Here is a 20,403-nt window from a genome sequence, read left to right as displayed (position 1 = left end):
CTGCCGCGCCGGGTTATTAAATACTAGTTGAATAGGCCTGTGAAGATTTTCTTCAAGCGCCTGGAATGTGGTTTACCCGCGTTTACCCGCGAGCCGGCGTGGCAATCAGGTTTTGTCGAACACCTGGTCCAGGTCGTAGACGAGCAGGAACACGCAGCCCGTGTCGCTATGAAATTCTGCGTCGACAGTCCCCCGCCCGGCGACACCGGCGTATCCCGCCGCTAGCCGACGGCCGTTTTGCACGGCCTCGCCCTCGAGTACATAGATGAACTCGGGGCCGGTATGGCGGTGCCCCGGAAACGTTGCGCCTGCAGCGAACCGGACCAGTTGCATCGCGCGGCCGTCTGCCTTGCCGAGGTTCTTGACCTCCACGCCGTGAGCGTAGCGGGAGGGCACCCATGCCATGCTCGCCGAATCGATGCAAGAAAAGCCGGGCGCGAGCGGCAGGTCGTTTGCCATGACGAGGCCCCTTGTGTGCGCTAGTGCGCGCTATTGCGCCTTCTCGGCGGCAGCAGCAAGCATGGCGTCGGCAATGCGAGACTCGCCGCTCGATTTGAGCGCTTCGCCCGCGCCGCGAATATCGCGCGCTTCCTTGTTCTGACTGAGCTTGCTCTTGCCGACAAGACGCGTGATTTCGATCTCCACGCCGACTATCGCCTTGACGAGCGTGTCCGTGTAGTCCCTGGGCGCGTCGGCCATCTTCCAGGGCCTGGGCTGCGTGGCTTCGTGCGTGCGCGTCAAGCGGCCAATCACGCCGCGCACGTAGCGCTCGTCGTCGAGAATCTTGATGCGCCCGTGAGCATGGACAACGACGTAATTCCAGGTCGGCACCTGCTTGTGCGCCTCGTGCTTGCTCGGATACCAGTTCGGCGAAATATACGCGTCGCCCGCGCGGAAGATTACGAGCACTTCGTCGCCGCTCGCCACGTCCTGCCAAACCGGGTTGGCCCGCGCGACGTGCGCGCGCAATACGCCCAACTTGCCTTCGCCCGCCGCGAGTTCAAAGGGAATGTGATTGGCGTCGAGCCCGCTTTTTCCCTGCGTGACCAGCGTGCCGAACGGATGTTGGGCAATGCAATCGTGCAGGACGTCCTTGCGGTTTTCGGCGAAATGGGCTGGTACGTACATGCGTTTGTCCCCGTTCGTAAGGTGATGGGTTAGCGTGGCCGACGCTGCCACAGACCCGAGTCTGCTCCAAAAGTGGTTTATTCTATAGATCCAGTTTATTTATATTTTAGTGAACCAGAATCATGCCGAGAACCGCGCAAGCCGCAGAGATGCCATCGTTCGGCACGCTGGACCGGGACGCCGGCAATCTCAGCCGCCAGGTGGCCGAGGCGCTGCGCGAAGCGGTGCGCAAAGGCGATCTGAGGCCCGCCGATGCGTTGCCTTCCACGCGCGCGCTCGCCGCTGCGCTCGAGGTGGCGCGCGGCACGGTTGTCGAGGCATACGAGCAGTTGATCGCCGAGGGCTTTCTTGAATCGAAAGCCGGAGCCGGTACCCGCGTGGCGCTTGCGCTGGCGGAGCCGCAGCCCGCGCGCGAGCCCCGCGTGGCTTCATGGCAGGCGGCGCAAACCGGGCTGCCGGAACGCGCCGAAGCATTCGCCAGGATCGGCCGCGAGTTCAAGCCGCTTCCTCCGGTGCCGTTTGCGATTTCGGTGCCAACGGGCATGACCGCGCCCGGCGACATCTGGCGCCGGCTCGGCAACCGCTTGCGCGCGCGGGGTCCGGCCTCGCCGACCGGCTATGCCGACCCGCAAGGCGCACTCGCGCTGCGCGAAGCGATTGCCGATTATGTGCGCAAGTCCAGATCGGTGCGCTGCGAAGCGGATCAGGTCATCGTGACGAGCGGCACCCAGCAGGGGCTCTTTCTCGCAAGCCAGGTGCTGCTGGGGCCGCGCGACCAGGCATGGGTCGAGAACCCGGCCTACCGTGGCGTGACCGCCATCCTCGAAAGCATGCCCTACCGCGACGCCATGGTCCGCGTGCCCGTGGACGCCGAAGGTCTCGACGTCGAGGCAGGCATTCGCATGGCGCCGAAGGCGCGCGTGGCGTTCGTCACGCCCTCGCATCAATATCCGCTCGGCATGCCGCTGAGCATGGCGCGGCGCGCGGCGTTGCTCGCGTGGGCGCGCGCGGTCCATGCGTGGGTTGTCGAAGATGACTACGACAGCGAGTTGCGCTACGAGGGCTATCCGTTTCCGGCGCTGCAGGGGCTCGCGCCGGATCGCGTGGTGTATCTCGGCACCTTCAGCAAGATCCTGTTTCCCTCACTGCGGCTTGGCTATGTCGTCGTGCCGCCCAATCTCGTGGATGCGTTCTGCGGCGCGCGCGTGCTCGTGGAGCGCCATCCGCCAACGGCCGATCAGCACGTTCTCGCCGCCTTCATGACCGAGGGGCACCTGGAGCGACACGTCCGCAAGGTTCGCAACGTCTATGCAGAGCAGCGGCTCAGCCTGATCGAAACGCTCGAAGCGCTTTTGCCCCGCGAGCTGGCGTGGATCGAGCCGGGTGACCAGGGCATGCATCTTGTGCTCTGGCTCGCCGCGAGACTGGACGATCACCAGATTGTGCGGCGCGCAGCGAACGAGGGTGTCGCCGTACGCGCAGCGTCGCCCATGTTCGCCGCGGGCACGGCGCGCCCAGGGCTCATCCTGGGCTTTGGCGGCTTTAGCAGCGCTCAAATGAAAGAGGCCGCGCATCGCCTCGCTGCCGTCATTGCCACGGTGGCGAAATGAAGCGAGGTTAAGCGCTTCGGGGTACTGGATATCGCTGCGACTTACCCAATTCGATCGCGAGGAAGTCGACAAACGCCCGAATGCGCGTGGAAAGCTGGTGCCGCTGCGCATACACGGCGTAGATATCCGCGCCCGGCGTTTCATACTCGGACAGCACGACCACGAGCCGCCCGTCCGCCAGATATTCGTTGATGTCCCATTCTGCGCGCATCAAAATGCCGTGCCCGTCCAGCGCCCACTTCACGGCAATTTCACCGTCGTTGGTCGTGAGATTGCCATTGATGCGGACTGCTTCCGATTTGCGTGCATTGCCGCGCTCGTTCGAAAGCCGCCACACGCCATAGGCTTCGTCGCCCTGGCGAATGCTGATGCAGTTGTGCTTCGCGAGGTCGTGCGGCGTGGCGGGCGTGCCCCGGCTCGCGAGATAGGCGGGCGAAGCGCAGAGCAAACGCCGGTTCGCCGCGAGACGCCGTGCGATCACACGCGTATCAGGCGGCTCGCCGAAGCGGATACAGACATCGTATGAATCTTCCGTGAGCGGCGGCGGCATGACCGAAAGCTGAAGCTGCACGGAAACCTGCGGATACTGCACGACGAAACGCGAAAGCGCCGGCCCGATATGACTGCGTCCAAAGCCGAGCGTCGCGTTCACGCGCAGCAACCCCTTGGGATGTTTCTTCGAGCCGCCCAGCAGCTCGCCCAGCTCGTCGATCTCGTCGAGAATGCGGCGCGCGTGCTCCAGGTACACCTCGCCTTCGGGCGTCAGCATCATGCGGCGGGTCGTGCGGTTCACCAGCGGCACTCCGGCGCGCTCCTCCATTTGCGCGAGCCGCTTGCTCACGGCGGCGGGCGTGAGGCCCAGCTCACGCGCGGCGGCGCTCAGGCTGCCCGAGGAGGCGAGCGTCGAGAAAAAGCCCAGATCGGCGGGTTGAACGGTGTCGGTCACGGTCGCCACTTGTGAATTCAAGTTAAGGATGCTTTGAGTCTAGCACCGGTTTTTGAACCGGGAGTTGGGTAAAGTGAACCCACACTTGCCACACTCCAAAGGAACGAGACATGAAGACCTATCGCATCGCAACCATTCCCGGCGACGGCATCGGCAAGGAAGTCGTGCCTGCGGGCAAAGAAGTGCTGGAAGCGCTTGCGAAAACCACGCAGCGTTTCGCGTTCGAATTCGAAAACTTCGACTGGGGCGCCGACTACTACCGCCAGCACGGCGTGATGATGCCGGCCGACGGGCTCGACGCCATCCGCAACAAGGACGCCATTCTGTTCGGCTCCGCGGGCGACCCCGACGTGCCCGACCACATCACGCTCTGGGGCCTGCGCCTGAAGATCTGCCAGGGGCTCGATCAGTACGCGAACGTGCGCCCCACGCGCATCCTGCCCGGCATCGACGCGCCTTTGAAGCGCTGCAAGCCCGAAGACCTGAACTGGGTGATCGTGCGCGAGAACTCCGAAGGCGAGTATTCGGGCGTAGGCGGCCGCGTGCACCAGGGTCATCCGCTCGAAACCGCAACCGATGTCTCGATCCTCACGCGCGCCGGTGTGGAACGCATCCTGCGCTTTGCGTTCCGACTCGCGCAGTCGCGCCCCCGCAAGCTGCTCACGGTCATTACCAAAAGCAACGCGCAACGCCATGCCATGGTGATGTGGGACGAGATCGCGCAGCAGATTTCGATGGAGTTCCCGGACGTGACGTGGGACAAGGAGCTGGTGGACGCCGCCACGGCGCGCATGGTCAACCGCCCTGCTTCGCTCGATACGATCGTCGCGACCAATCTGCACGCGGATATTCTCAGCGACCTCGCCGCCGCGCTCGCGGGTAGCCTGGGCATTGCGCCGACCGGCAACATCGACCCCGAGCGGCGTTATCCGTCGATGTTCGAGCCGATCCACGGTTCGGCCTTCGACATCATGGGCAAGGGGCTCGCCAATCCCATCGGCACGTTCTGGTCGGTCGTGATGCTGCTCGAGCACCTCGGTGAGACCGAAGCCGCCGCTCATGTGATGCAGGCCATCGAGACCGTGACCGCTAAACCCGCACTCCACACCGGCGACCTTGGCGGCAAGGCAACCACCGCGCAGGTCACGGCCGCGGTGTGCGAACTCGTCGAAAAGTCAGCCGTCGCTGCTTGAACGCTACCGCGCCGTAAAAGAAAAGCAGACACGGGGGCGTGACACAAAAAATACCCGCGCGCCCCCGCCAACCCTCCAAGGAGGAGACACGTGAATTCGGATACCGAAGCAATTGTCACGCGCAAACTCATGTGGCGCATCATCCCGTTCGTCATGCTGCTCTATTTCGTGAGCTTTCTCGACCGGGTGAACGTGGGTTTCGCGGCAATGACGATGAACAAGGCGATTGGCCTTTCGCCCACGGCGTTCGGCCTGGGCGGCGGCCTTTTCTTCATCGGCTACTTTCTGTTCGAAGTGCCTTCGAATCTCGTCTTGCACCGCGTGGGCGCGCGCATCTGGATCGCGCGCGTCATGGTCACATGGGGCATTGTCTCGGCGGCGTCCGCCTTCGTGACCGGCCCCACGAGTTTCTATGCGATGCGCTTTTTGCTCGGCGTGGCGGAAGCAGGCTTTTTCCCCGGCATCATCCTCTACCTGAGCCTCTGGTTCCCGACGAAGCAACGCGCAGCAGCCGCGGCATGGTTCATGGCGGCCGCGCCGATTTCGACGGCGCTCGGCTCCCCCATTTCGGGCGCGCTCATGCAATTGCCGCCCATGTTCGGGCTCGCCAACTGGCAGCTGCTTTACGTGATCGAAGCGGTTCCTGCCGTGCTGCTAGGTTTCGTGGTCCTGAAGGTTCTCACCGATGCGCCTTCGAAGGCGCGCTGGCTGAAGCCGCAAGAGCGCGACTGGCTCATGGCGAAGCTCGCCGATGAAGCGCGGGCGCGCGAAGGGCACGCAGGCCATACAGCAGGGGCGCTGAGCGCCCTGCGCGACCCGCGCGTGCTGGCGCTCGCGCTGATCTACTTCGGCACCTCCGCTGGCCTTTACACGCTGGGTCTGTGGGCGCCGCTCATCATCCGGCAATATGGCTTCAGCTCGCTCGAAACCGGGCTTCTGAACGCGATTCCGAGCATCGTGGCGGTCGTCGCCATGATTCTCTGGGCGCGGCACTCCGACCGCACGACAGAGCGCACCTGGCACGTCGTGATTCCCTGCGTGCTGGCATGCGTGGGCTTCATCTTCGCGGGGCAGGCCAGCACCGCGTTGATGATCGTGCTCGCGCTCGTGGTGGTCAATGTCGGCATCAGCGCCGCAAAGGCGCCGCTCTGGGCCATGCCCAGCATGTTTCTCTCGGGCGCGGGGGCCGCAGCGGGGATCGCCATGATCAATTCGATCGGCAATCTCGGCGGGTTCGTCGGGCCCGCCGTGATCGGGTGGCTGAAGACTCAGACCGGGAGCTATGCCGCGGGCTTGTATGTCGTTGGCGCGACGCTCGCGCTGTCCGCGGTCGTTACGTTGATGCTGAGCCGCAAGGCGAGCCAGCCGGTACTGGCGCAGGTGAGGCACGATCACTGAAGGGGCGGGCTCTCGCGCGGCTTGGTCGTCGCTCGGGCGGCTAGCAAACGCGGCATCGGCAGCGTCACGACGGAGCGCGGGAAGGCCGTCGTCACCACGATGGCGACGAGCCCCGGTCCAGCGCGCCTGGCGACGGCGAACCAGACGACACGCGCGTGCACCTGCGCCGGCCCGATCGCCGCCATGGTGACGATGACCGTTGCGCCCGCAACGGCACGCACTATGTGCGCTAGCGCACGGAGCAGGCCGCGCGGAGTCACTATGCTCGCCGGGTGCCCGAGAGACCCGGCGCGAGCCCTCACGTTCGTTTCGCCAAACGGTATCGCCAGTGCGTAACCAAGCCATCAAATATGCCTTGCTTCTCGCCTGCGGGTGCCCGCCAGTCTTCGACGCGCACGCAGCCGATGCTATTGGCATAGTCAAGACGATCAAGGGTACGGTGCATATCGAGCGTGCGAGTCAGCCGGTCGGCGTAGGTGTCGGCAGTGAGGTGTTCGCGAGCGACCGCGTCCTGACCGGCCCCGCCTCTTCCGTTGGCATCACCCTGCGCGACAACACGCTGCTGACCGAGGGCGCCAACTCCGTTCTCGATCTCAACACGTTCGCATTCAACACCACCACCTACGACGGCGCGCTCGACGTGAGCATCAAGCACGGCTCGCTCGCCGTGGTCGACGGCAAGCTCGCGAAGGCCAATCCGGAAGCCGTGCGCTACAGCACGCCCACCACCACGCTCGGCGTGCGCGGCACCGAGTTCATCATCGAGGTGGGAGGAAGCGGGGAGAACGATCATTGAAGACAAACAACGGAACACACTGGCTGCCGCGGTGCATGGCGCTCACGCTGTGTTTATGCCTCTGCGCGTGCAGCACGCCCGACAAGATCACGCTGCTGCCCAATCCGGACGGCAGCGTCGGCAACGTGATCGTACATAGCGGCGGCAAGACGCAGGTCATCGATAGGGCTTACACGCGCGCCGATGTGTCGAAAGGCGGCGCGATCGAGCAAACCGCCGACAACAAGGCCGCCGTGGAGGCACAGTACGCCGATCTGCTGGCGGCTGAGCCGCCTCGGCCCCGAACGTTCACGATCAACTTCGTTTTCGACTCCGCCACGCAGCTTGCGCCCGAGTCCGCGGCCACCGTTGCCGAGTTGAAAAAGGTATTGGCGACCTGGCCCGCGCCTCACCTCACGGTGGTCGGCCACACCGATATGGCGGGCTCCCAGGAGTTCAACGACCGACTTTCCACGCGTCGGGCGCAAAGCGTGGCGTCGTTTCTGGTCAAGTCCGGCATACCCGCGCAGCAGATCGAGGTTGCAGGCAGAGGCAAGCGCGAGCCGCTCGTCCATACCGCGGACGGCGTGCCCAACCAGGCAAACCGGCGCGCGGTCATCACCGTTCAGTAATCCGTATCGACACGCGGCGCTCTTCATCGATCCCATGTCACCATGAAACGCTACCGCAACTCGAGCATCGCCTTCGTCAGGCGCATGATGCGGGCGCGCAAAGGGCGCCCCTGGGCGCTCGCGGTGCTCGTGACGTTTCTGTTCATCAATCTGTGCGGCGAATGGCCCGGCGATGTTGCGCGGCCGGCCTTCCTCGACACGCTCGACAACGTGTTGCCCGACACCTTCGGCTCGGCGCGCCAGCTTCTTTTCGACCACTATCAGCGCCGTTTTCCACGCGTGCCGACCGCGCAGCCGGTGACCATCGTCGAGATCGACGACAAGACGCTCGAATCCTTCGGCCAATGGCCCTGGCCGCGCAACCGCCTCGCCGGGCTGGTCGATGCGATCGAGGCGAACAAACCGCTGGCGATCGGCCTGGACATCTACATGCCCGAGCCCGACCAAACGTCGCCTGGCAACGTGGCCGACAACCTGCCCGCCTCGCAGGCGGCGCTGGCCACCCAACTGCGAGCGCTGCCCAGCCACGAGCGCATTCTCGCGACGGCGTTGCGCGCATCGCCGTCGATCCTCGGCGCAGCGGCGTTCGATTACGCGACCTCCACGACGCGCACCGACATCCTGAGCGCGCCCGTGCTCGTGCACGGCTCGGACGCCCTCGCGAACGTTCACCGCTTCAATTACGTGCTCGCAAGCCTCCCCGAGTTGCAGGGCGCAGCCCACGGCCAGGCCATGCTCAACGTCGCACAGGAACAGGGCACGGTGCGGCGCATTCCGCTCGTGCTGGGTCTTGACGACAAACTCGTGCCAAGCCTGCCCATCGAAATGCTGCGGGTGGCCACCGGCTCGCCAGCCATCGAGGTGTTCGCAGGCCCCTGGGGCGTGCGAGCCGTCGGCGTGGCGGACGTGCGGGTGCCCACGCAATCCGACGGCGACATCTGGCTGCATTTCGCCTCCATTGCGCGCACGCAGCAGCGTTATGTTTCCGCACGCGACGTTTTGCAAGGTAAGGTCGATGCGAACCGCATCCGCAACAAGCTGGTTCTAGTCGGCCTCACCGGAACGGGCCTGACCGACATGCGCACGACTGCGTTAGGCGAGCTGGTGCCCGGCATCGAGATTCAGGCGCAGGTGATCGAAACGATTTTCGAGGGCAGATTCCTGCAGCGCCCGGACTGGCTGATCTGGTGTGAGACGGCTTTCATCCTCGCGCTCGGTCTGTTCTTCATCTGGTATGTGCCGCGCACCGATTCGCGGCTTGCCGTCTTCATGCGCACCGTGCCGAAGGCCTCCGCCATCATCGGCCTTACGCTTAACTTGTTGACGCTTTCGATCTGCTTCCTCGTATTCCGTTATTTCGGCTTCCTTGTCGATGCCGCATCGATCTTCATCATTCTTTCCGCGGTCATGGGCAGCTTCTTCACCATCTCCCTCATGGAGCCGGAAGCGCAAAACGCATCGAGCTCCGCCAAGGCGCCCGGAGCGGGCGCGTCGATCAACACTTAACGATTTCTTCAGTTGCCGTCCATGTTTTCGTTCACGAGGTGGGCGGATACTGCCGGCGTGTCGTTGCGTTCGTCGCGTTCCGCCGGAGCTTCCCGATGCGCCATCCCGCCCGTGCCTCAACGCATGCCCCGGCGCCAGTCAAGGCGGACCTGGCCTTCGTGCGCACATTCGCGCTGCTCGTCGCGCTACAGGGTGCCGGAGAATGGATCGCGTGGATCGCGCGCGTGCCTGTTCCCGGCCCGGTCATCGGCCTCGTGCTTCTGCTCTGTCTGCTCTCAGCGGCGCCTCGGGTCGAGCGCGACGTGGAAGGTCCGGCGCTCGGGTTGCTGAATCATCTTTCGCTTTTGTTTATCCCAGCCGGTGCAGGCGTGTTCGCGCTCGCTGGCGTGTTGAAAGGTCAACTATTTGCAATCGCTGTCGCCATCCTGGTGAGCACCGCGCTTTCGATCGCCGCCGGCGGACTCGTGACTTGCGCGCTGCTCGAAAGAAAATCGAAACAATCGATCCCCTCCGCGAAGGTCGAACAATAGGCGGCTTCGGCGGATTCGCGCCGGTATGCGCGAGGAGACCCACCATGCCTGAACATACGGCGCCTGCCTTCATCGGCGCGTGGCTCACGAGTTCGGATGTACCCGCCATCGCCGCGACTATCGGCGTCTATCTGCTTGCCTGCTGGATACACCGGCACTGCGGCCGCAATCCTTTGGCAAACCCTGTCGCGATCGCGGTCCTGCTGCTCACGGGTCTGCTGAAGTTGGGCGGCGTCCCCTACCAGGCCTATTTCGAGCACGCGCGCTTCATTCATTTTCTGCTTGGACCGGCGATCGTGGCGCTCGCCGTACCGCTCCATCGTCAACTGCACAAACTGCGCGAAGCTTTCGTTCCGCTGGTGTTCGGCCTGCTCGCCGGCAGCTGCGTGGCCGTCGTTTCGGCCGTGGCAATTGCCGTGATGTTCGGTTGCCCGCCCGCAACGGTCGCCTCGCTCGCGCCAAAGTCGGTCACCGCGGCCATTGGAATGCTGATCTCCGCCAAAGTGGGCGGCATGCCCGCGTTGACCGCCGCCATCGTGATCGCCACGGGCATTTTGGGCGCCGTCATGGGGACCTTCATCCTGGGCGTGCTCGGCATACGGCGCGACGACGCGCGCGGCTTCGCCATCGGCGTGGCGTCGCATGGCATCGGCACGGCCCGGGCTTTCCAGATCAGCGAGGAGGCGGGTGCGTTCGCCGGGCTCGGTATGGCGATGAACGGCACGATTTCCGCGCTCGTGCTGCCCTTCGTGCTTCCCATGGTGATTGCCCACGTCACCTGGTAACCTCAGTGCTACATTACGATCCTGATTGCCCGACAACAGGAAGTCATGCAAGGCACGGAGCGCGAATGACCCCATCGGAACGTATTGACCAGCTAATCGCGGGACTCACCGACTGGCGCCGCGACACCTTCGCCGCGATGCGCGAGGCCATTCTCGAAGCCGACCCGGCCATCGTCGAGGAATGGAAATACATGGGCAGCCCCGTGTGGTATCGGGACGGCATGATCGCCGTGGGCAATGCCCACAAGGGCAAGGTGAAGCTCACGTTCCTGTACGGCGCGAGCCTGCCCGACCCGAACAAGCTGTTCAACGCCGGGCTCGACGGCAACGCGCGACGCGCCATCGACTATCTCGAGGGTGACAAGGTCGACAAGCGCGCACTGATGGCGCTCATTCGCGCGGCAATCGAATTCAACCAGGGCAAAGCGAAGAAAAAAGCGCCTGCCAAATCGCGCGGCAGCACGCGCGCCAGCAAAACGGCCTGACGCGAGCGCAAGGCGCCTTCGCCTCAGGCGTCGGCTTCGCTAACTTCGCGAATGGGAATCACAGTGCGCCCGCCGCAATCGCGCAGCAGGTCGCGCAATTCATTGATGACGGGAAAAACTTCGTGATTCCAGTCGGCGCCCTGGTTGTCGTGCGCGGCCTGTTCGAGTTCCACGATGGTGCGGTCTTCCTTGAAGATGCGCTCCGTGAACCAGACCAGCAGCGGCCACGCTGCATCGAGCAGGAACGGCACGGCGGGCCTGCGGACCGAAAGGAGTCCGAATGTCCGGTTCGTGCGCTGCCGCGCGTCGAGCGGCACATAAACGATCCACAGGTCCATGAGGAGCGAGTCGTCGCTCGACCGTATTTTCAGCGTTTGATACGGATATTCCGTGCGGATCGTCATCACGCTCTGGTCGCTCGGGGCCGCGCGGTTCTTGCTCGCGCCGAACACGAGCGCCTCGCCCGCGGGCTGCTTGCCCGCCATGCGTACGAACGTGTAGTCCACTTCGATGAAGTTCTCGCCGCGCCGCCGGCCGAGCGAGCGCGCCCGCATCTGGCCCATCTGGCGGCGGTGCAGAAACTGGTGATTCATGTCCATCAGATTCTCGTGCATGAACGAGTAGTGGCACTTCACCTCCTGGCCGAAGCGGCGCGTCTTGTATGCCTTGTCCGTTACGGAATCCAGCACGGGCAGCGGAGTCTCTTCGGCGAGCGTGGCGTTGCCGGGAAAGACGAAGATCATGCCGTGCGCCTCGCGGCACGGATAGGCGCGCACGCCGTTGGGCAGGCGCTCCCTGCCCAGGTAAGGCACGTCCACGCATTGGCCCGAACAATCGTAGGTCCAGCCGTGGTAGCCGCAGCGAAGCGACTCGCCATCCACCACGCCCGCATGCAGCGGCACCTGGCGGTGGGCGCAGCGGTCTTCGAGCGCGTACGCCGCACCTGACGCGGTGCGAAAGAGCACGATGGGCTCGCCGGCGAAGTGCGTGCCCAGCGTCTTGCCAGGCTTGAGTTCGCGCGACCAGGCGAGCGGATACCAGTGATCGGGATGAATGGGCACTCGGCGCAGGTCGCGCGGTTCTTGCAAATGTGACTCGATCGTATAGCCGTCGGGGAAAGGCATTGCGCGCATGCGGAGAATCTCCTTGTCGAGTCCGTCGATATCGTCGCTAGCGCCGTTACCGTCGTTCTGGGAAACCAATGATTGGACGCAAGTCTCGTGCCCAATCATTCAACGCGAATGTAGCATGGGTGTCGATCAGTGTTTTGCCGGAAAGCACGCGATGATGGCGGCCTGAACCTTGACGATGGCGGCGTCGCGCAGCGAGCTGTTGCGCCACCCGAGTTCCACGGGATAGCGCGGCAGATCGATCGGACACGCGAGCAGTTTCAGGCCCGCCACGCGCGCGATCGCCTCGGCGGCGTGGCGCGGAATCGTGGCGACGCTGCGCGTGCCCTTGAGCAGAAAGGGCAACGCGGCGAAATGCGTCGTAGAGGCCACGACATTGCGCTTCAGGCCGCGCGCGGCGAGCCCTTCGTCGACGATCCCGACCACGCCGCCCGACGACACCAGGATGTGCCCTCTCGACACGTAGTCGCCGAGCGTCAAGCGCCGCGGCGTGCGCGCGGCGGCGTCCACGAGGCACGCATAGCTGCCCTCGCCGAGCACCCGATGGCTCAGCCCGCGCGAAGCGAAGCCGCCCGCCGCGACAGCGAGATCCATGTCCTGATTCGCGAGCGCATCGGCGACGATCTGACTGTGCGTCTGGCGAAAGATGATGCGCAGGCCCGGGGCGCTGGTTTCCAGCGTTTCGATGATGCGCCGGCCGAAAGCCACCTCGAAGTCGTCGGAAAGCCCGATAGAAACCGCCCGCCCATGAAACGTGGTGGCGTCGGGCGAGGCGATCGCGAGGCTATGGCGGCAACGGTCGAGCGCTTCGCTGATCACGGGCTTGAGCTCCTGCGCGCGCGAAGTCGGCGCAAGCCCGCGGCCGGTGCGCACGAACAGCGTGTCCGCATAGAGCGCGCGCAGACGCCTGAGCGCCGCGCTCACGGCCGACTGCGTCATGTCGAGGCGAATCGCAGCGCGGCTCGCGCCGCCCTCTTCGAACAGTGCCTCGAAGATCTTCAGCAGATTCAGGTCCACACCGGCGATATCAAACTGGTTCATATCACATAGTCTCGATATACGTTCTCGCGATTTTATCGCCGTGGAAAGATGTGAGCTGTCCAACGCCCTGGGAGCACGCCATCATGGCCAAGTCGAAAGTCGCCGCGCTGCAGATCGGTTCGTCCGCCGCCGGCAAAGCGCAAACGCTGGAACAGATTCTGTCGTTCGAAACGCAGATCCGCGCCTCGGGCGCGAAGCTCGTCGTCATGCCCGAGGCGTTACTCGGCGGTTACCCGAAGGGAGAAATATTCGGCACGCGCCTCGGCTACCGCTTGCCCGAAGGCCGCGAGGCATTCGCGCGCTACTACGAGAATGCGATCGACGTGCCCGGCGCGGAAACCGAAGCGCTCGCGGAGCTTTCGACGCGTTGCGGCGCGTCGCTCGTAATCGGCGTGATCGAGCGCGATGGCAGCACGCTCTTTTGCACCGCGCTGTTCTTCAATCCGGGCGAGGGGCTCGTGGCGAAGCATCGCAAGCTCATGCCAACCGGCACGGAGCGACTCATCTGGGGGCAGGGCGACGGCTCGACGCTGCCTACCGTTCGCACGGAATCAGGCGTCGCGGGCGCAGCAATCTGCTGGGAAAACCACATGCCGCTATTGCGCACGGCGATGTACGCGAAGGGCGTGCAGATCTGGTGCGCGCCGACCGTAGACGAGCGCGACATCTGGCAGTGCTCCATGCGCCATATCGCACACGAAGGACGATGCTTCGTGATCAGCGCGTGCCAGGTGCAGCCCTCGCCCGCGGCGCTCGGCGTCGAGGTGCCCGGGTGGGACGAGAACCGGCCGCTCATCAATGGCGGCAGCTTGATCGTCGGGCCGCTCGGCGACGTGCTGGCCGGCCCGCTGCGCGGTGAAGCCGGACTCATCGTCGCGGAGATCGACACCGACGAACTCACGCGCGCCCGCTACGATTTCGACGTGGTGGGCCATTATGCGCGGCCCGATGTGTTCGCGCTTTCGGTCGATGAACGGCGCAAGCGCACGGTCTCGTTCATCGTGGAGTAACGGCGCGACGTTGAAAGGCCCGCCGTCAAGCCGAATAAAGCCCTTCCGGCCCGTTACGCAGCGTGCGCGCCAGCAACTCCAGCCCTTCTCTCAGCGCCTCATGGCTGCGCGCGCCGCCCAGGCTCAAACGCACCGCGTGCGGCGCCGACCCGCGGCCGATCACGAAGCTGTCCGCCGTTTTCGCGAGCACGCCGGCCTGACGCAACGCCGCCGAAAATTCGGCGGCGCGCCAGGGCTCGGCGAGCGGCAGCCAGAGGTGCGGGCTCGCCGGATCGGTGCGATACGTCCAGTCCGCCAGTACCTCGGCGGCGATCGCATGGCGCGCGTCCACCTGTGCGCGCTGCTGCGCGACGAGCCGATCGACCTCGCCATCCACGATCCAGCGCGCCGCAATCTCCGCGGCGAGCGGCGAAGTCATCCAGCAGTCGCTGCGTATCACCGCGAGGATCTTGCCGACCCAGTCCTGCGGCGCCTGCACATAGCCAATGCGCAGGCCCGGCGCGACCGCCTTCGAAAGACTGCTGATGACGATGCCGTGCTCGGGCAGCCGTGCGGCGAGCGGCGTGGGCGGCGCATCGAGCAAGGCGGCGGGCACGAGGTCCTCGATCACGACGAGGTGATGGCGCACCGCGATCTCGGCGATCATCGTGCGGCGCGCTTCGGAGAGCGTCGCCGTGGTCGGGTTGTGCAGTGTCGGCACACAAAAGAGCGCGCGCGGCGCAAGCAGCCCGCACGCGCGCTCGAGCGCGGCGGGCACGATGCCTTCCTCGTCGATTTCGATGCCGACGAGATTCAACCGCAACTGCCGCGCGAGCGCGACGATGCCCGGATAGCTCAATGCCTCGGCGAAAATCGTGTCGCCTGGCCGCAGCACCGCGCGCAACACACAGGCAAGACCGTGCTGCGCGCCCTGCGTCACCAGTACTCGCTCGGCGGCCACCGTGCAGCCCATGCGCGCGAGCCAGCGCGCACCCGCTTCGCGGTGCGAGCGGCGGCCGCCTTCAGGCTGATAAAGCAGCAGTTCGCCAGCCAGCTGCTCGTCCGCGGCTAATTCGCGCAAGGTCTGGGTAAGCAGAAAAGCTTCGTCGGTCGGCATCGGCACGTTCTGGCCGAGATCGATCAGGCGCCCCGGCGCATGGACGCCCGGCGCACCCGGCGTGATCGCCGCGGCCCGCTCGCTGGACTCGGGCGCGGGGCGCGTACGGTCCTGTATGCGCGCCCCGTCGGCGTCGGGCTCGGCCACATAGGTGCCGTCGCCCACGCGCGCCACCACCAGCCCGCCGCGCTCCAGCTCCGCATAAGCGCGGCTCACCGTGCCGGTCGTGACGTTGAGCTTCTTCGCGAGCAGCCGGTGCGCGGGCAGTTTTTCGCCGGGCAGCATCTGGCCGCCGTGAATGGCCTGCGAATAGGCCTGGGCGATCGCCCGGTACTTGGGTTCGCTGCTGCGCGAGAGCGTGGGCATCCAGCCATTCATGGTTTTCCCGAATGAGAAAAGCACGCCGCGGCACGGCGCGACGGCTGCGTCATTATCGCGCCCAATTCGCGGAAATGAAGGCTGTCATTTACTTCAATTGACTTCATTGAGTGCACGAAATTGACCCTCTAGGATGCCATAACGCCTGACAAGGCCAAGGAGACAATGGCCCGCCCCACGGCGCGCTGCATGCGTATCTTCAGACGTAAGTTACGCAATGTTGCGCGCCCCGGGCGGCGCCCCACGCGCCATGACGAACCGCATCGCACGCATCACTGTAAGCCAGCACCGGCTGCCGCTCGACCCGCCGTTCCCCGCCTCGTGGGACAGCCGCCCGCGGCGCGCCTTCCCGGCGACGATCGTGCGCGTGGAAGACAACGAAGGCCGCGTGGGCATCGGCTCCGGCGACGCCATGTACGGCCTCGACGACTACCGCGACCTCTTCATCGGCGCCGACCCGCTCGACCTGCCACGGCACTCGGCGGTGCTCGAGAACCTCAGCTTCCACGCGGGACGTCTCTGGCCGCTCGACGTCGCGCTCTGGGACCTCGCCGGGAAAATTCGCGGCGAGCCGTGCTGGCAAATGGCCGGCGGCCGCTCGAAGCGGGTGCGGGCATATGCGTCCTCGGGCGTGCATCGAACGCTCGAAGGCATGGCGCAATGGGCCGAGCATGCCGTCGCACGTGGCTTTCCCGCGCTCAAGGTACGCTTCGGCCGCCCGACCCTCGCCGACGATCTCGCCGCGCTCGCCGCCGTGCGCGAAGCCGCGGGCGACAACATCGAACTGATGGTGGATTGCAACCAGGGTTGGCGCATGCCGTGGGACACCCAGGCGCCGTGGCGCGCCGACGAAGCGCTCGCCGTGATTCGCCAGATCGAGAAGCATCGCGTGTACTGGGTCGAGGAACCACTACATCGCGGCGACTACGCGGGCCACGCGCAGTTGCGCAAGCGAACGCCAGTGCGGATCGCGGGCGGCGAGATGACGCGCGACGCGCACGAATTCGCGGCGCTCCTCGCGCACGACTGCCTCGACGTTTATCAACCCGATGTCGTCTGCACGCTCGGCATGGAAGGCGCACGGCGGCTCGCGGCGCAAGTCGAGGCGCACGGCAAGGTATTCACACCGCATACGTGGGGCAACGGCATTGGCCTCGCGGCCAACCTGCATGTCGTGGCGGGCGCTGCGCACGCGCCGTTCGTCGAGTTTCCGTACGACCCGCCCGAGTGGACGCCTGCGCGGCGCGACTTCCCGATCAAGAACGTGATCGACATCGACGCGAGTGGCTGGATCGCGTTGAGCGACGCGCCTGGCCTTGGCATCGAACTCGACGAAGCCATGCTCGCCGCTACACGCGCACACGACAGCCGTTACGACTGAAGCCTCATTGGGCCGCAACATAAACGAGATGCCAGCCCGCATCTGAAGCATTCCGAAACATTTCAATAAAACGGAGACACGCAATGAAACGCCTGACCACCCTCTTGCGCGCGGCCTGCCTTGCAGCGCCGCTCGCCCTCGCCGCGTTGCCGGCGCACGCCGCAGGCAGCTGGTGCAGCGGAGGCAAACCCGTGCGCTTCGCGGGCATCACATGGGAAAGCGGCAACTTCACGAGCGAAGTGCTGCGCTACATCCTCAAGAACGGCTATAGCTGCCAAACCGACACCGTGCCCGGCAGCACGGCGGCCACCGAAACGGCGCTCTCGCGCAACGACCTGCAGGTCTGGGCCGAGCAGTGGACGGGCCGCTCGGAGATCATCGCGGGCGCGGTCAAGGCGGGCTCGGTCAAGCTCGTGGGCGACACACTGCCGGGCGGCACGAAGGAAGGCTGGTATGTGCCCGACTACGTGGTGCACGGCGACGCGAAGCGCGGCATCAAGGCAAGCGCGCCCGACCTTCAGTCCGTGAGCGATCTGCCGAAGTACAAGGGCCTGTTCGTGGACGACGAGGAACCGGATCGCGGCCGCTTCCTCAATTGCCCCTCGGGCTGGGACTGCGAACGCGTGAATACGCGCTTGCTCAAGCTGCTCAAGCTCGACGATACCTACACGAACTTCCGCCCTGGCACGGGCGCGGCGCTCGACGCGGCCATCTCATCGGCCTTCGCGCGCGGCAAGCCGATTCTCACCTACTACTGGGAGCCGGCTGCGCTGATGGCGAAGTACAAGTTCGTTCAGCTCAAGATGCCGCCGTTCAACGAAGCGTGCTGGAAGACGCTGCGCGAAGCCAACAGCGCGCAGCCATGCGCCTCGTCGTACCTGGTCTCGCAGTTGAAGATCGGCGTTTCGACGCCGTTCTATCAGGCCGAGCCCGACGTGATGGCCTTCTTCACGAAGGTGAGCTTCCCCATCGACTTCCTGAACACGACGATTCTCGACATGACCGAGCATAAGGTCGATGCACAGGACGAAGCGCTCAAGTTCCTCAAGCAGCACCCCGAAATGTGGAAGACCTGGGTGCCCGCGGATGTCGCGGAGAAGGTGCAGAAGTCGCTTGGCGCGTAAGCGCAACGCGCTGCAAGAAATAAACGATACCAACGAGAAACGCCGAGCCGCGCAACGCGGCTCCATGATAAGGAGACTTAAGTGAAAAAGAAGATCCTCGCGGCGCTGCCGCTCGCGCTCGCCGCAGCGGGCGCGCACGCGCAAAGCAGCGTGACGCTGTACGGCCTCATCGATCTCGGCATTGACTACGCCAGCAACGTGGCGAACGGGGCGAACGGCCAGCTCGTGCCGGGCACCGGCAGCAAGCTCGTGCAGATGCAAAGCGGCGTGCCCGCTGGCAGCCGCTGGGGCCTGCGCGGTTCCGAGGACCTGGGCGGCGGCTACTCCGCGATCTTCCGGCTCGAAAGCGGCTTCAACGCGGCGACGGGCGGCTTGGGCGGCGGCCTCGCGTTTTCGCGTAACGCCTATGTCGGCTTCAAGTCGGATCAATATGGCCAGGTGACCTTCGGCAAACAATGGGACGCCACCGTCGATCTGATCGAGCCGTATTCGCTCAACGGCAACTACGGCGGCTGGTATTTCGCACACCCGAACGACATGGACAACCTCGACAACGGGTTCCCTGTCAACAACGCCGTGAAATACGTGAGCCCGGTGCTCGCCGGCTTCCAGTTCGAAGGCCACTATTCGTTCGGCGGCCAGGCGGGCCAGTTCTCGAACAACGCCTCGTATAGCGCGGCAGCGGCCTATACGATCGGCTCCTTCAGCGCGGGCGTGGGCTACTTGCGTGTGAACGATCCGATCACGGCGGTGGCCGGTTATGGCAGCGGCGGCAGCTTCGTGAACTCCGTGTTCGGCGACGCGCTCGCGAACGCGCGCTACCAGGGCATCCTGTCCGCCGGGGCGTCGTATGTGATCGGCAGCCTCAAGCTGATGACGAACTACTCGAACGTGGACTTCGCCTCGGCCACCGGCAGCGGCGACCTCCACTTCCAGAACTTCGAAGTGGCCGGCACCTATGCCGTGACGCCCGCCTTCGCCGTGGGCGCGGGCTACACCTACACGGTGGGCCAGGACCACGCCACCGACAACTCGCCGAAGTATCACCAGGTCAACCTGATCGGCCAGTACGCGCTGTCCAAGCGCACATCGGTCTATGCGATGGGCGTGTACCAGCACGCGGCGGGCTCGGCGGAAAACGCGCAGATCACGGGCTTCAACCCCTCGGGCACCGACAACCAGGCCGTCGCCCGCGTGGGTATCACGCACGCGTTCTAACGTTTTTCACGCCGTCCTTATCACTGAAAACGCGCCGGCGCGATTGAATGTGCGCCGGCGCTCCTGCATCGCGAGGCTTGCATGCGCCGCCTACCCTCTTTATCGGCACTGCGTTCATTCGAGGAGGCGAGCCGCACGCTCAGCTTCACCAGGGCAGCGCAGAACCTGCACGTGACCCAGGGGGCGATCAGCCGCCAGATTCGCCTGCTCGAAGACTATCTCGGCACGCCGCTCTTCATGCGGCATCATCACCGGCTCGAAATCACGGCCGCGGGCAAGCGTCTGCTGCCTACGCTGCAAGCCGCGTTCGACAGCATCGCCCATACGCTCGACACGATCCGCGCCGATCCGTCGAACAGCCTGCTCAGTCTGAACGCCGCGCCCACGCTCGCCACGCGCTGGCTCACGCCGCGCCTGCGCGACTTCCAGGTGCGCCACCCCGATCTGCGCATCTCCATCACCAACGAATACGGGCCGCTGCACGGCACGGAGCGCAACGAAGATTGCCAGATCCGCTTCGGCATGGAACCGCTGCCGGGCGGCCAGAGCACGCTGCTCATGCGCGAGCGCCACGTGCTGGTCGGCTCGGCGCGCGAGTTCAGCCAACCCGCCGCCGATCAGAACGCGCTGCGCGAGATCCTCGCGCAGCATCCGTGGCTCTATATCCTCGATATCGACCGGCGCCTGCTGGTCTGGGAAGCGTGGCTCGAAGCCGCGGCGCTCGACGTGCAGATGGCGCCGCGCGGAGAACTGGAGTTCAGTACGCTCGATCAGGTCATCCACGCGGCAGTGGCCGGTCTTGGCATTGCCGTTGCCGACCGGCACATGATCGCGCCCGAGCTGGAGAACGGCACGCTCGTGCAACTGAGCGAGGTGGAAGTGGTGGGGCCTTCGGGATACTGGCTCGATGTGCGGCCCGAAGTGCAGGACACACTACGCGTGCGCAACTTCAGCAACTGGCTGGTCGAGCACCACAGCGAACAGGACAGCCAACAACGCTAGCGCGGTGCAAGACTGGCGTCGCGCACCCGCGCCAG

At 65.1% G+C, this 20,403-nt stretch carries 21 protein-coding genes; 14 read left to right on the top strand and 7 right to left on the bottom strand.

Annotated elements, in window-relative coordinates; translation table 11 throughout:
- Positions 1 to 105: 105 nt before the first annotated feature.
- Together M3I54_RS02995 and M3I54_RS02990 are read right to left on the bottom strand one after the other, a co-directional pair.
- Positions 106 to 459: a cupin domain-containing protein gene (locus M3I54_RS02995; protein ID WP_254332905.1), complete on the bottom strand. Its 354-nt coding sequence runs from the start codon at positions 457 to 459 to the stop codon at positions 106 to 108.
- A gap of 30 nt (positions 460 to 489) precedes the next feature.
- The gene (locus M3I54_RS02990; RefSeq protein ID WP_254332904.1) at positions 490 to 1,128 is read right to left on the bottom strand and encodes an FMN-binding negative transcriptional regulator; all 639 of its coding nucleotides are present in this window, start codon (positions 1,126 to 1,128) and stop codon (positions 490 to 492) included.
- A 122-nt stretch (positions 1,129 to 1,250) separates the two neighbouring features.
- Here M3I54_RS02990 and M3I54_RS02985 point away from each other — a divergent pair, with 122 nt between their 5' ends.
- Positions 1,251 to 2,738, top strand: coding sequence for a PLP-dependent aminotransferase family protein (locus tag M3I54_RS02985; RefSeq protein WP_254332903.1), 1,488 nt, complete (start codon positions 1,251 to 1,253; stop codon positions 2,736 to 2,738).
- A gap of 7 nt (positions 2,739 to 2,745) precedes the next feature.
- Here the strand turns inward: M3I54_RS02985 and M3I54_RS02980 are convergent, their stop codons facing one another.
- A complete protein-coding gene (locus tag M3I54_RS02980) occupies positions 2,746 to 3,684 on the bottom strand; it encodes a LysR family transcriptional regulator (protein ID WP_254333021.1) in 939 nt (312 codons plus the stop codon).
- A gap of 110 nt (positions 3,685 to 3,794) precedes the next feature.
- Between M3I54_RS02980 and M3I54_RS02975 the strand changes: the two genes are divergently transcribed.
- Both M3I54_RS02975 and M3I54_RS02970 read left to right on the top strand, forming a co-directional pair.
- Positions 3,795 to 4,877, top strand: coding sequence for a tartrate dehydrogenase (locus tag M3I54_RS02975; protein ID WP_254332902.1), 1,083 nt, complete (start codon positions 3,795 to 3,797; stop codon positions 4,875 to 4,877).
- 129 nt (positions 4,878 to 5,006) lie between these two features.
- Positions 5,007 to 6,275 (top strand): MFS transporter, encoded by a 1,269-nt coding sequence (locus tag M3I54_RS02970; RefSeq protein ID WP_302058824.1) that lies wholly within the window; start codon positions 5,007 to 5,009, stop codon positions 6,273 to 6,275.
- Here M3I54_RS02970 and M3I54_RS02965 read toward each other — a convergent pair.
- On the bottom strand, positions 6,269 to 6,496 hold the full coding sequence (locus M3I54_RS02965; protein ID WP_254332900.1) for a hypothetical protein: 228 nt from the start codon (positions 6,494 to 6,496) through the stop codon (positions 6,269 to 6,271). The two genes, M3I54_RS02970 and M3I54_RS02965, sit on opposite strands and share 7 nt — an antisense overlap.
- 107 nt (positions 6,497 to 6,603) lie before the next feature.
- Between M3I54_RS02965 and M3I54_RS02960 the strand changes: the two genes are divergently transcribed.
- From M3I54_RS02960 to M3I54_RS02935, 6 genes are all read left to right on the top strand, one after another.
- On the top strand, positions 6,604 to 7,071 hold the full coding sequence (locus M3I54_RS02960; protein ID WP_254332899.1) for a FecR domain-containing protein: 468 nt from the start codon (positions 6,604 to 6,606) through the stop codon (positions 7,069 to 7,071).
- Positions 7,068 to 7,682 carry an OmpA family protein gene (locus tag M3I54_RS02955; protein WP_254332898.1) on the top strand — a complete coding sequence of 205 codons (615 nt, stop codon included), beginning with the start codon at positions 7,068 to 7,070 and terminating at the stop codon, positions 7,680 to 7,682. The genes M3I54_RS02960 and M3I54_RS02955 overlap by 4 nt, the downstream gene beginning before the upstream one ends.
- A 42-nt stretch (positions 7,683 to 7,724) precedes the next feature.
- On the top strand, positions 7,725 to 9,188 hold the full coding sequence (locus tag M3I54_RS02950; protein ID WP_254332897.1) for a CHASE2 domain-containing protein: 1,464 nt from the start codon (positions 7,725 to 7,727) through the stop codon (positions 9,186 to 9,188).
- A gap of 95 nt (positions 9,189 to 9,283) precedes the next feature.
- A complete protein-coding gene (locus M3I54_RS02945) occupies positions 9,284 to 9,718 on the top strand; it encodes a CidA/LrgA family protein (RefSeq protein WP_254332896.1) in 435 nt (144 codons plus the stop codon).
- Between the two features lie 44 nt (positions 9,719 to 9,762).
- Entirely contained in the window at positions 9,763 to 10,503 is a 741-nt protein-coding gene (locus tag M3I54_RS02940; RefSeq protein ID WP_254332894.1) for an LrgB family protein, read from the top strand.
- Between the two features lie 65 nt (positions 10,504 to 10,568).
- Positions 10,569 to 10,988, top strand: a complete 420-nt coding sequence (locus M3I54_RS02935; RefSeq protein WP_254332892.1) for a DUF1801 domain-containing protein — start codon at positions 10,569 to 10,571, stop codon at positions 10,986 to 10,988.
- Between the two features lie 23 nt (positions 10,989 to 11,011).
- Here the strand turns inward: M3I54_RS02935 and M3I54_RS02930 are convergent, their stop codons facing one another.
- Together M3I54_RS02930 and M3I54_RS02925 are read right to left on the bottom strand one after the other, a co-directional pair.
- The gene (locus tag M3I54_RS02930; protein WP_254332890.1) at positions 11,012 to 12,121 is read right to left on the bottom strand and encodes an aromatic ring-hydroxylating dioxygenase subunit alpha; all 1,110 of its coding nucleotides are present in this window, start codon (positions 12,119 to 12,121) and stop codon (positions 11,012 to 11,014) included.
- A gap of 126 nt (positions 12,122 to 12,247) precedes the next feature.
- Positions 12,248 to 13,159, bottom strand: coding sequence for a LysR family transcriptional regulator (locus M3I54_RS02925; RefSeq protein ID WP_254332889.1), 912 nt, complete (start codon positions 13,157 to 13,159; stop codon positions 12,248 to 12,250).
- 83 nt (positions 13,160 to 13,242) lie between these two features.
- Here M3I54_RS02925 and M3I54_RS02920 point away from each other — a divergent pair, with 83 nt between their 5' ends.
- Entirely contained in the window at positions 13,243 to 14,169 is a 927-nt protein-coding gene (locus M3I54_RS02920; protein WP_254332887.1) for a carbon-nitrogen hydrolase family protein, read from the top strand.
- 25 nt (positions 14,170 to 14,194) lie between these two features.
- Here the strand turns inward: M3I54_RS02920 and M3I54_RS02915 are convergent, their stop codons facing one another.
- On the bottom strand, positions 14,195 to 15,643 hold the full coding sequence (locus tag M3I54_RS02915) for a PLP-dependent aminotransferase family protein (RefSeq protein ID WP_254332885.1): 1,449 nt from the start codon (positions 15,641 to 15,643) through the stop codon (positions 14,195 to 14,197).
- A 250-nt stretch (positions 15,644 to 15,893) separates the two neighbouring features.
- Here M3I54_RS02915 and M3I54_RS02910 point away from each other — a divergent pair, with 250 nt between their 5' ends.
- The 4 genes from M3I54_RS02910 (at position 15,894) to M3I54_RS02895 (ending at position 20,368) form a co-directional block, all read left to right on the top strand.
- Complete coding sequence (locus M3I54_RS02910; RefSeq protein WP_254332883.1) at positions 15,894 to 17,024, top strand: mandelate racemase/muconate lactonizing enzyme family protein; 1,131 nt, start codon at positions 15,894 to 15,896, stop codon at positions 17,022 to 17,024.
- An 83-nt stretch (positions 17,025 to 17,107) separates the two neighbouring features.
- Positions 17,108 to 18,148 carry an ABC transporter substrate-binding protein gene (locus M3I54_RS02905; RefSeq protein ID WP_254332881.1) on the top strand — a complete coding sequence of 347 codons (1,041 nt, stop codon included), beginning with the start codon at positions 17,108 to 17,110 and terminating at the stop codon, positions 18,146 to 18,148.
- 81 nt (positions 18,149 to 18,229) lie between these two features.
- On the top strand, positions 18,230 to 19,366 hold the full coding sequence (locus tag M3I54_RS02900) for a porin (protein ID WP_254332879.1): 1,137 nt from the start codon (positions 18,230 to 18,232) through the stop codon (positions 19,364 to 19,366).
- Positions 19,367 to 19,447: 81 nt separating this feature from the next.
- Positions 19,448 to 20,368: a LysR substrate-binding domain-containing protein gene (locus M3I54_RS02895; RefSeq protein WP_254332877.1), complete on the top strand. Its 921-nt coding sequence runs from the start codon at positions 19,448 to 19,450 to the stop codon at positions 20,366 to 20,368.
- Positions 20,369 to 20,403: the final 35 nt, after the last annotated feature.

The organism is Paraburkholderia sp. CNPSo 3274, from assembly GCF_024206475.1.
Lineage (GTDB): Bacteria > Pseudomonadota > Gammaproteobacteria > Burkholderiales > Burkholderiaceae > Paraburkholderia.
The sequence above is the reverse complement of the archived record's forward strand: the minus strand, read 5'-3'. Positions and strand labels throughout refer to the sequence as shown.

Coding starts and splice junctions, on each gene's coding strand:
- M3I54_RS02950 (WP_254332897.1), top strand. CDS start 7,725: ATGAAACGCTACCGCAACTCGAGCATCGCCTTCGTCAGGCGCATGATG.
- M3I54_RS02935 (WP_254332892.1), top strand. CDS start 10,569: ATGACCCCATCGGAACGTATTGACCAGCTAATCGCGGGACTCACCGAC.
- M3I54_RS02895 (WP_254332877.1), top strand. CDS start 19,448: ATGCGCCGCCTACCCTCTTTATCGGCACTGCGTTCATTCGAGGAGGCG.
- M3I54_RS02995 (WP_254332905.1), bottom strand. CDS start 459: ATGGCAAACGACCTGCCGCTCGCGCCCGGCTTTTCTTGCATCGATTCG.
- M3I54_RS02975 (WP_254332902.1), top strand. CDS start 3,795: ATGAAGACCTATCGCATCGCAACCATTCCCGGCGACGGCATCGGCAAG.
- M3I54_RS02990 (WP_254332904.1), bottom strand. CDS start 1,128: ATGTACGTACCAGCCCATTTCGCCGAAAACCGCAAGGACGTCCTGCAC.
- M3I54_RS02905 (WP_254332881.1), top strand. CDS start 17,108: ATGAAACGCCTGACCACCCTCTTGCGCGCGGCCTGCCTTGCAGCGCCG.
- M3I54_RS02930 (WP_254332890.1), bottom strand. CDS start 12,121: ATGCGCGCAATGCCTTTCCCCGACGGCTATACGATCGAGTCACATTTG.
- M3I54_RS02945 (WP_254332896.1), top strand. CDS start 9,284: ATGCGCCATCCCGCCCGTGCCTCAACGCATGCCCCGGCGCCAGTCAAG.
- M3I54_RS02910 (WP_254332883.1), top strand. CDS start 15,894: ATGACGAACCGCATCGCACGCATCACTGTAAGCCAGCACCGGCTGCCG.
- M3I54_RS02940 (WP_254332894.1), top strand. CDS start 9,763: ATGCCTGAACATACGGCGCCTGCCTTCATCGGCGCGTGGCTCACGAGT.
- M3I54_RS02915 (WP_254332885.1), bottom strand. CDS start 15,643: ATGAATGGCTGGATGCCCACGCTCTCGCGCAGCAGCGAACCCAAGTAC.
- M3I54_RS02985 (WP_254332903.1), top strand. CDS start 1,251: ATGCCGAGAACCGCGCAAGCCGCAGAGATGCCATCGTTCGGCACGCTG.
- M3I54_RS02920 (WP_254332887.1), top strand. CDS start 13,243: ATGGCCAAGTCGAAAGTCGCCGCGCTGCAGATCGGTTCGTCCGCCGCC.
- M3I54_RS02925 (WP_254332889.1), bottom strand. CDS start 13,159: ATGAACCAGTTTGATATCGCCGGTGTGGACCTGAATCTGCTGAAGATC.
- M3I54_RS02970 (WP_302058824.1), top strand. CDS start 5,007: ATGTGGCGCATCATCCCGTTCGTCATGCTGCTCTATTTCGTGAGCTTT.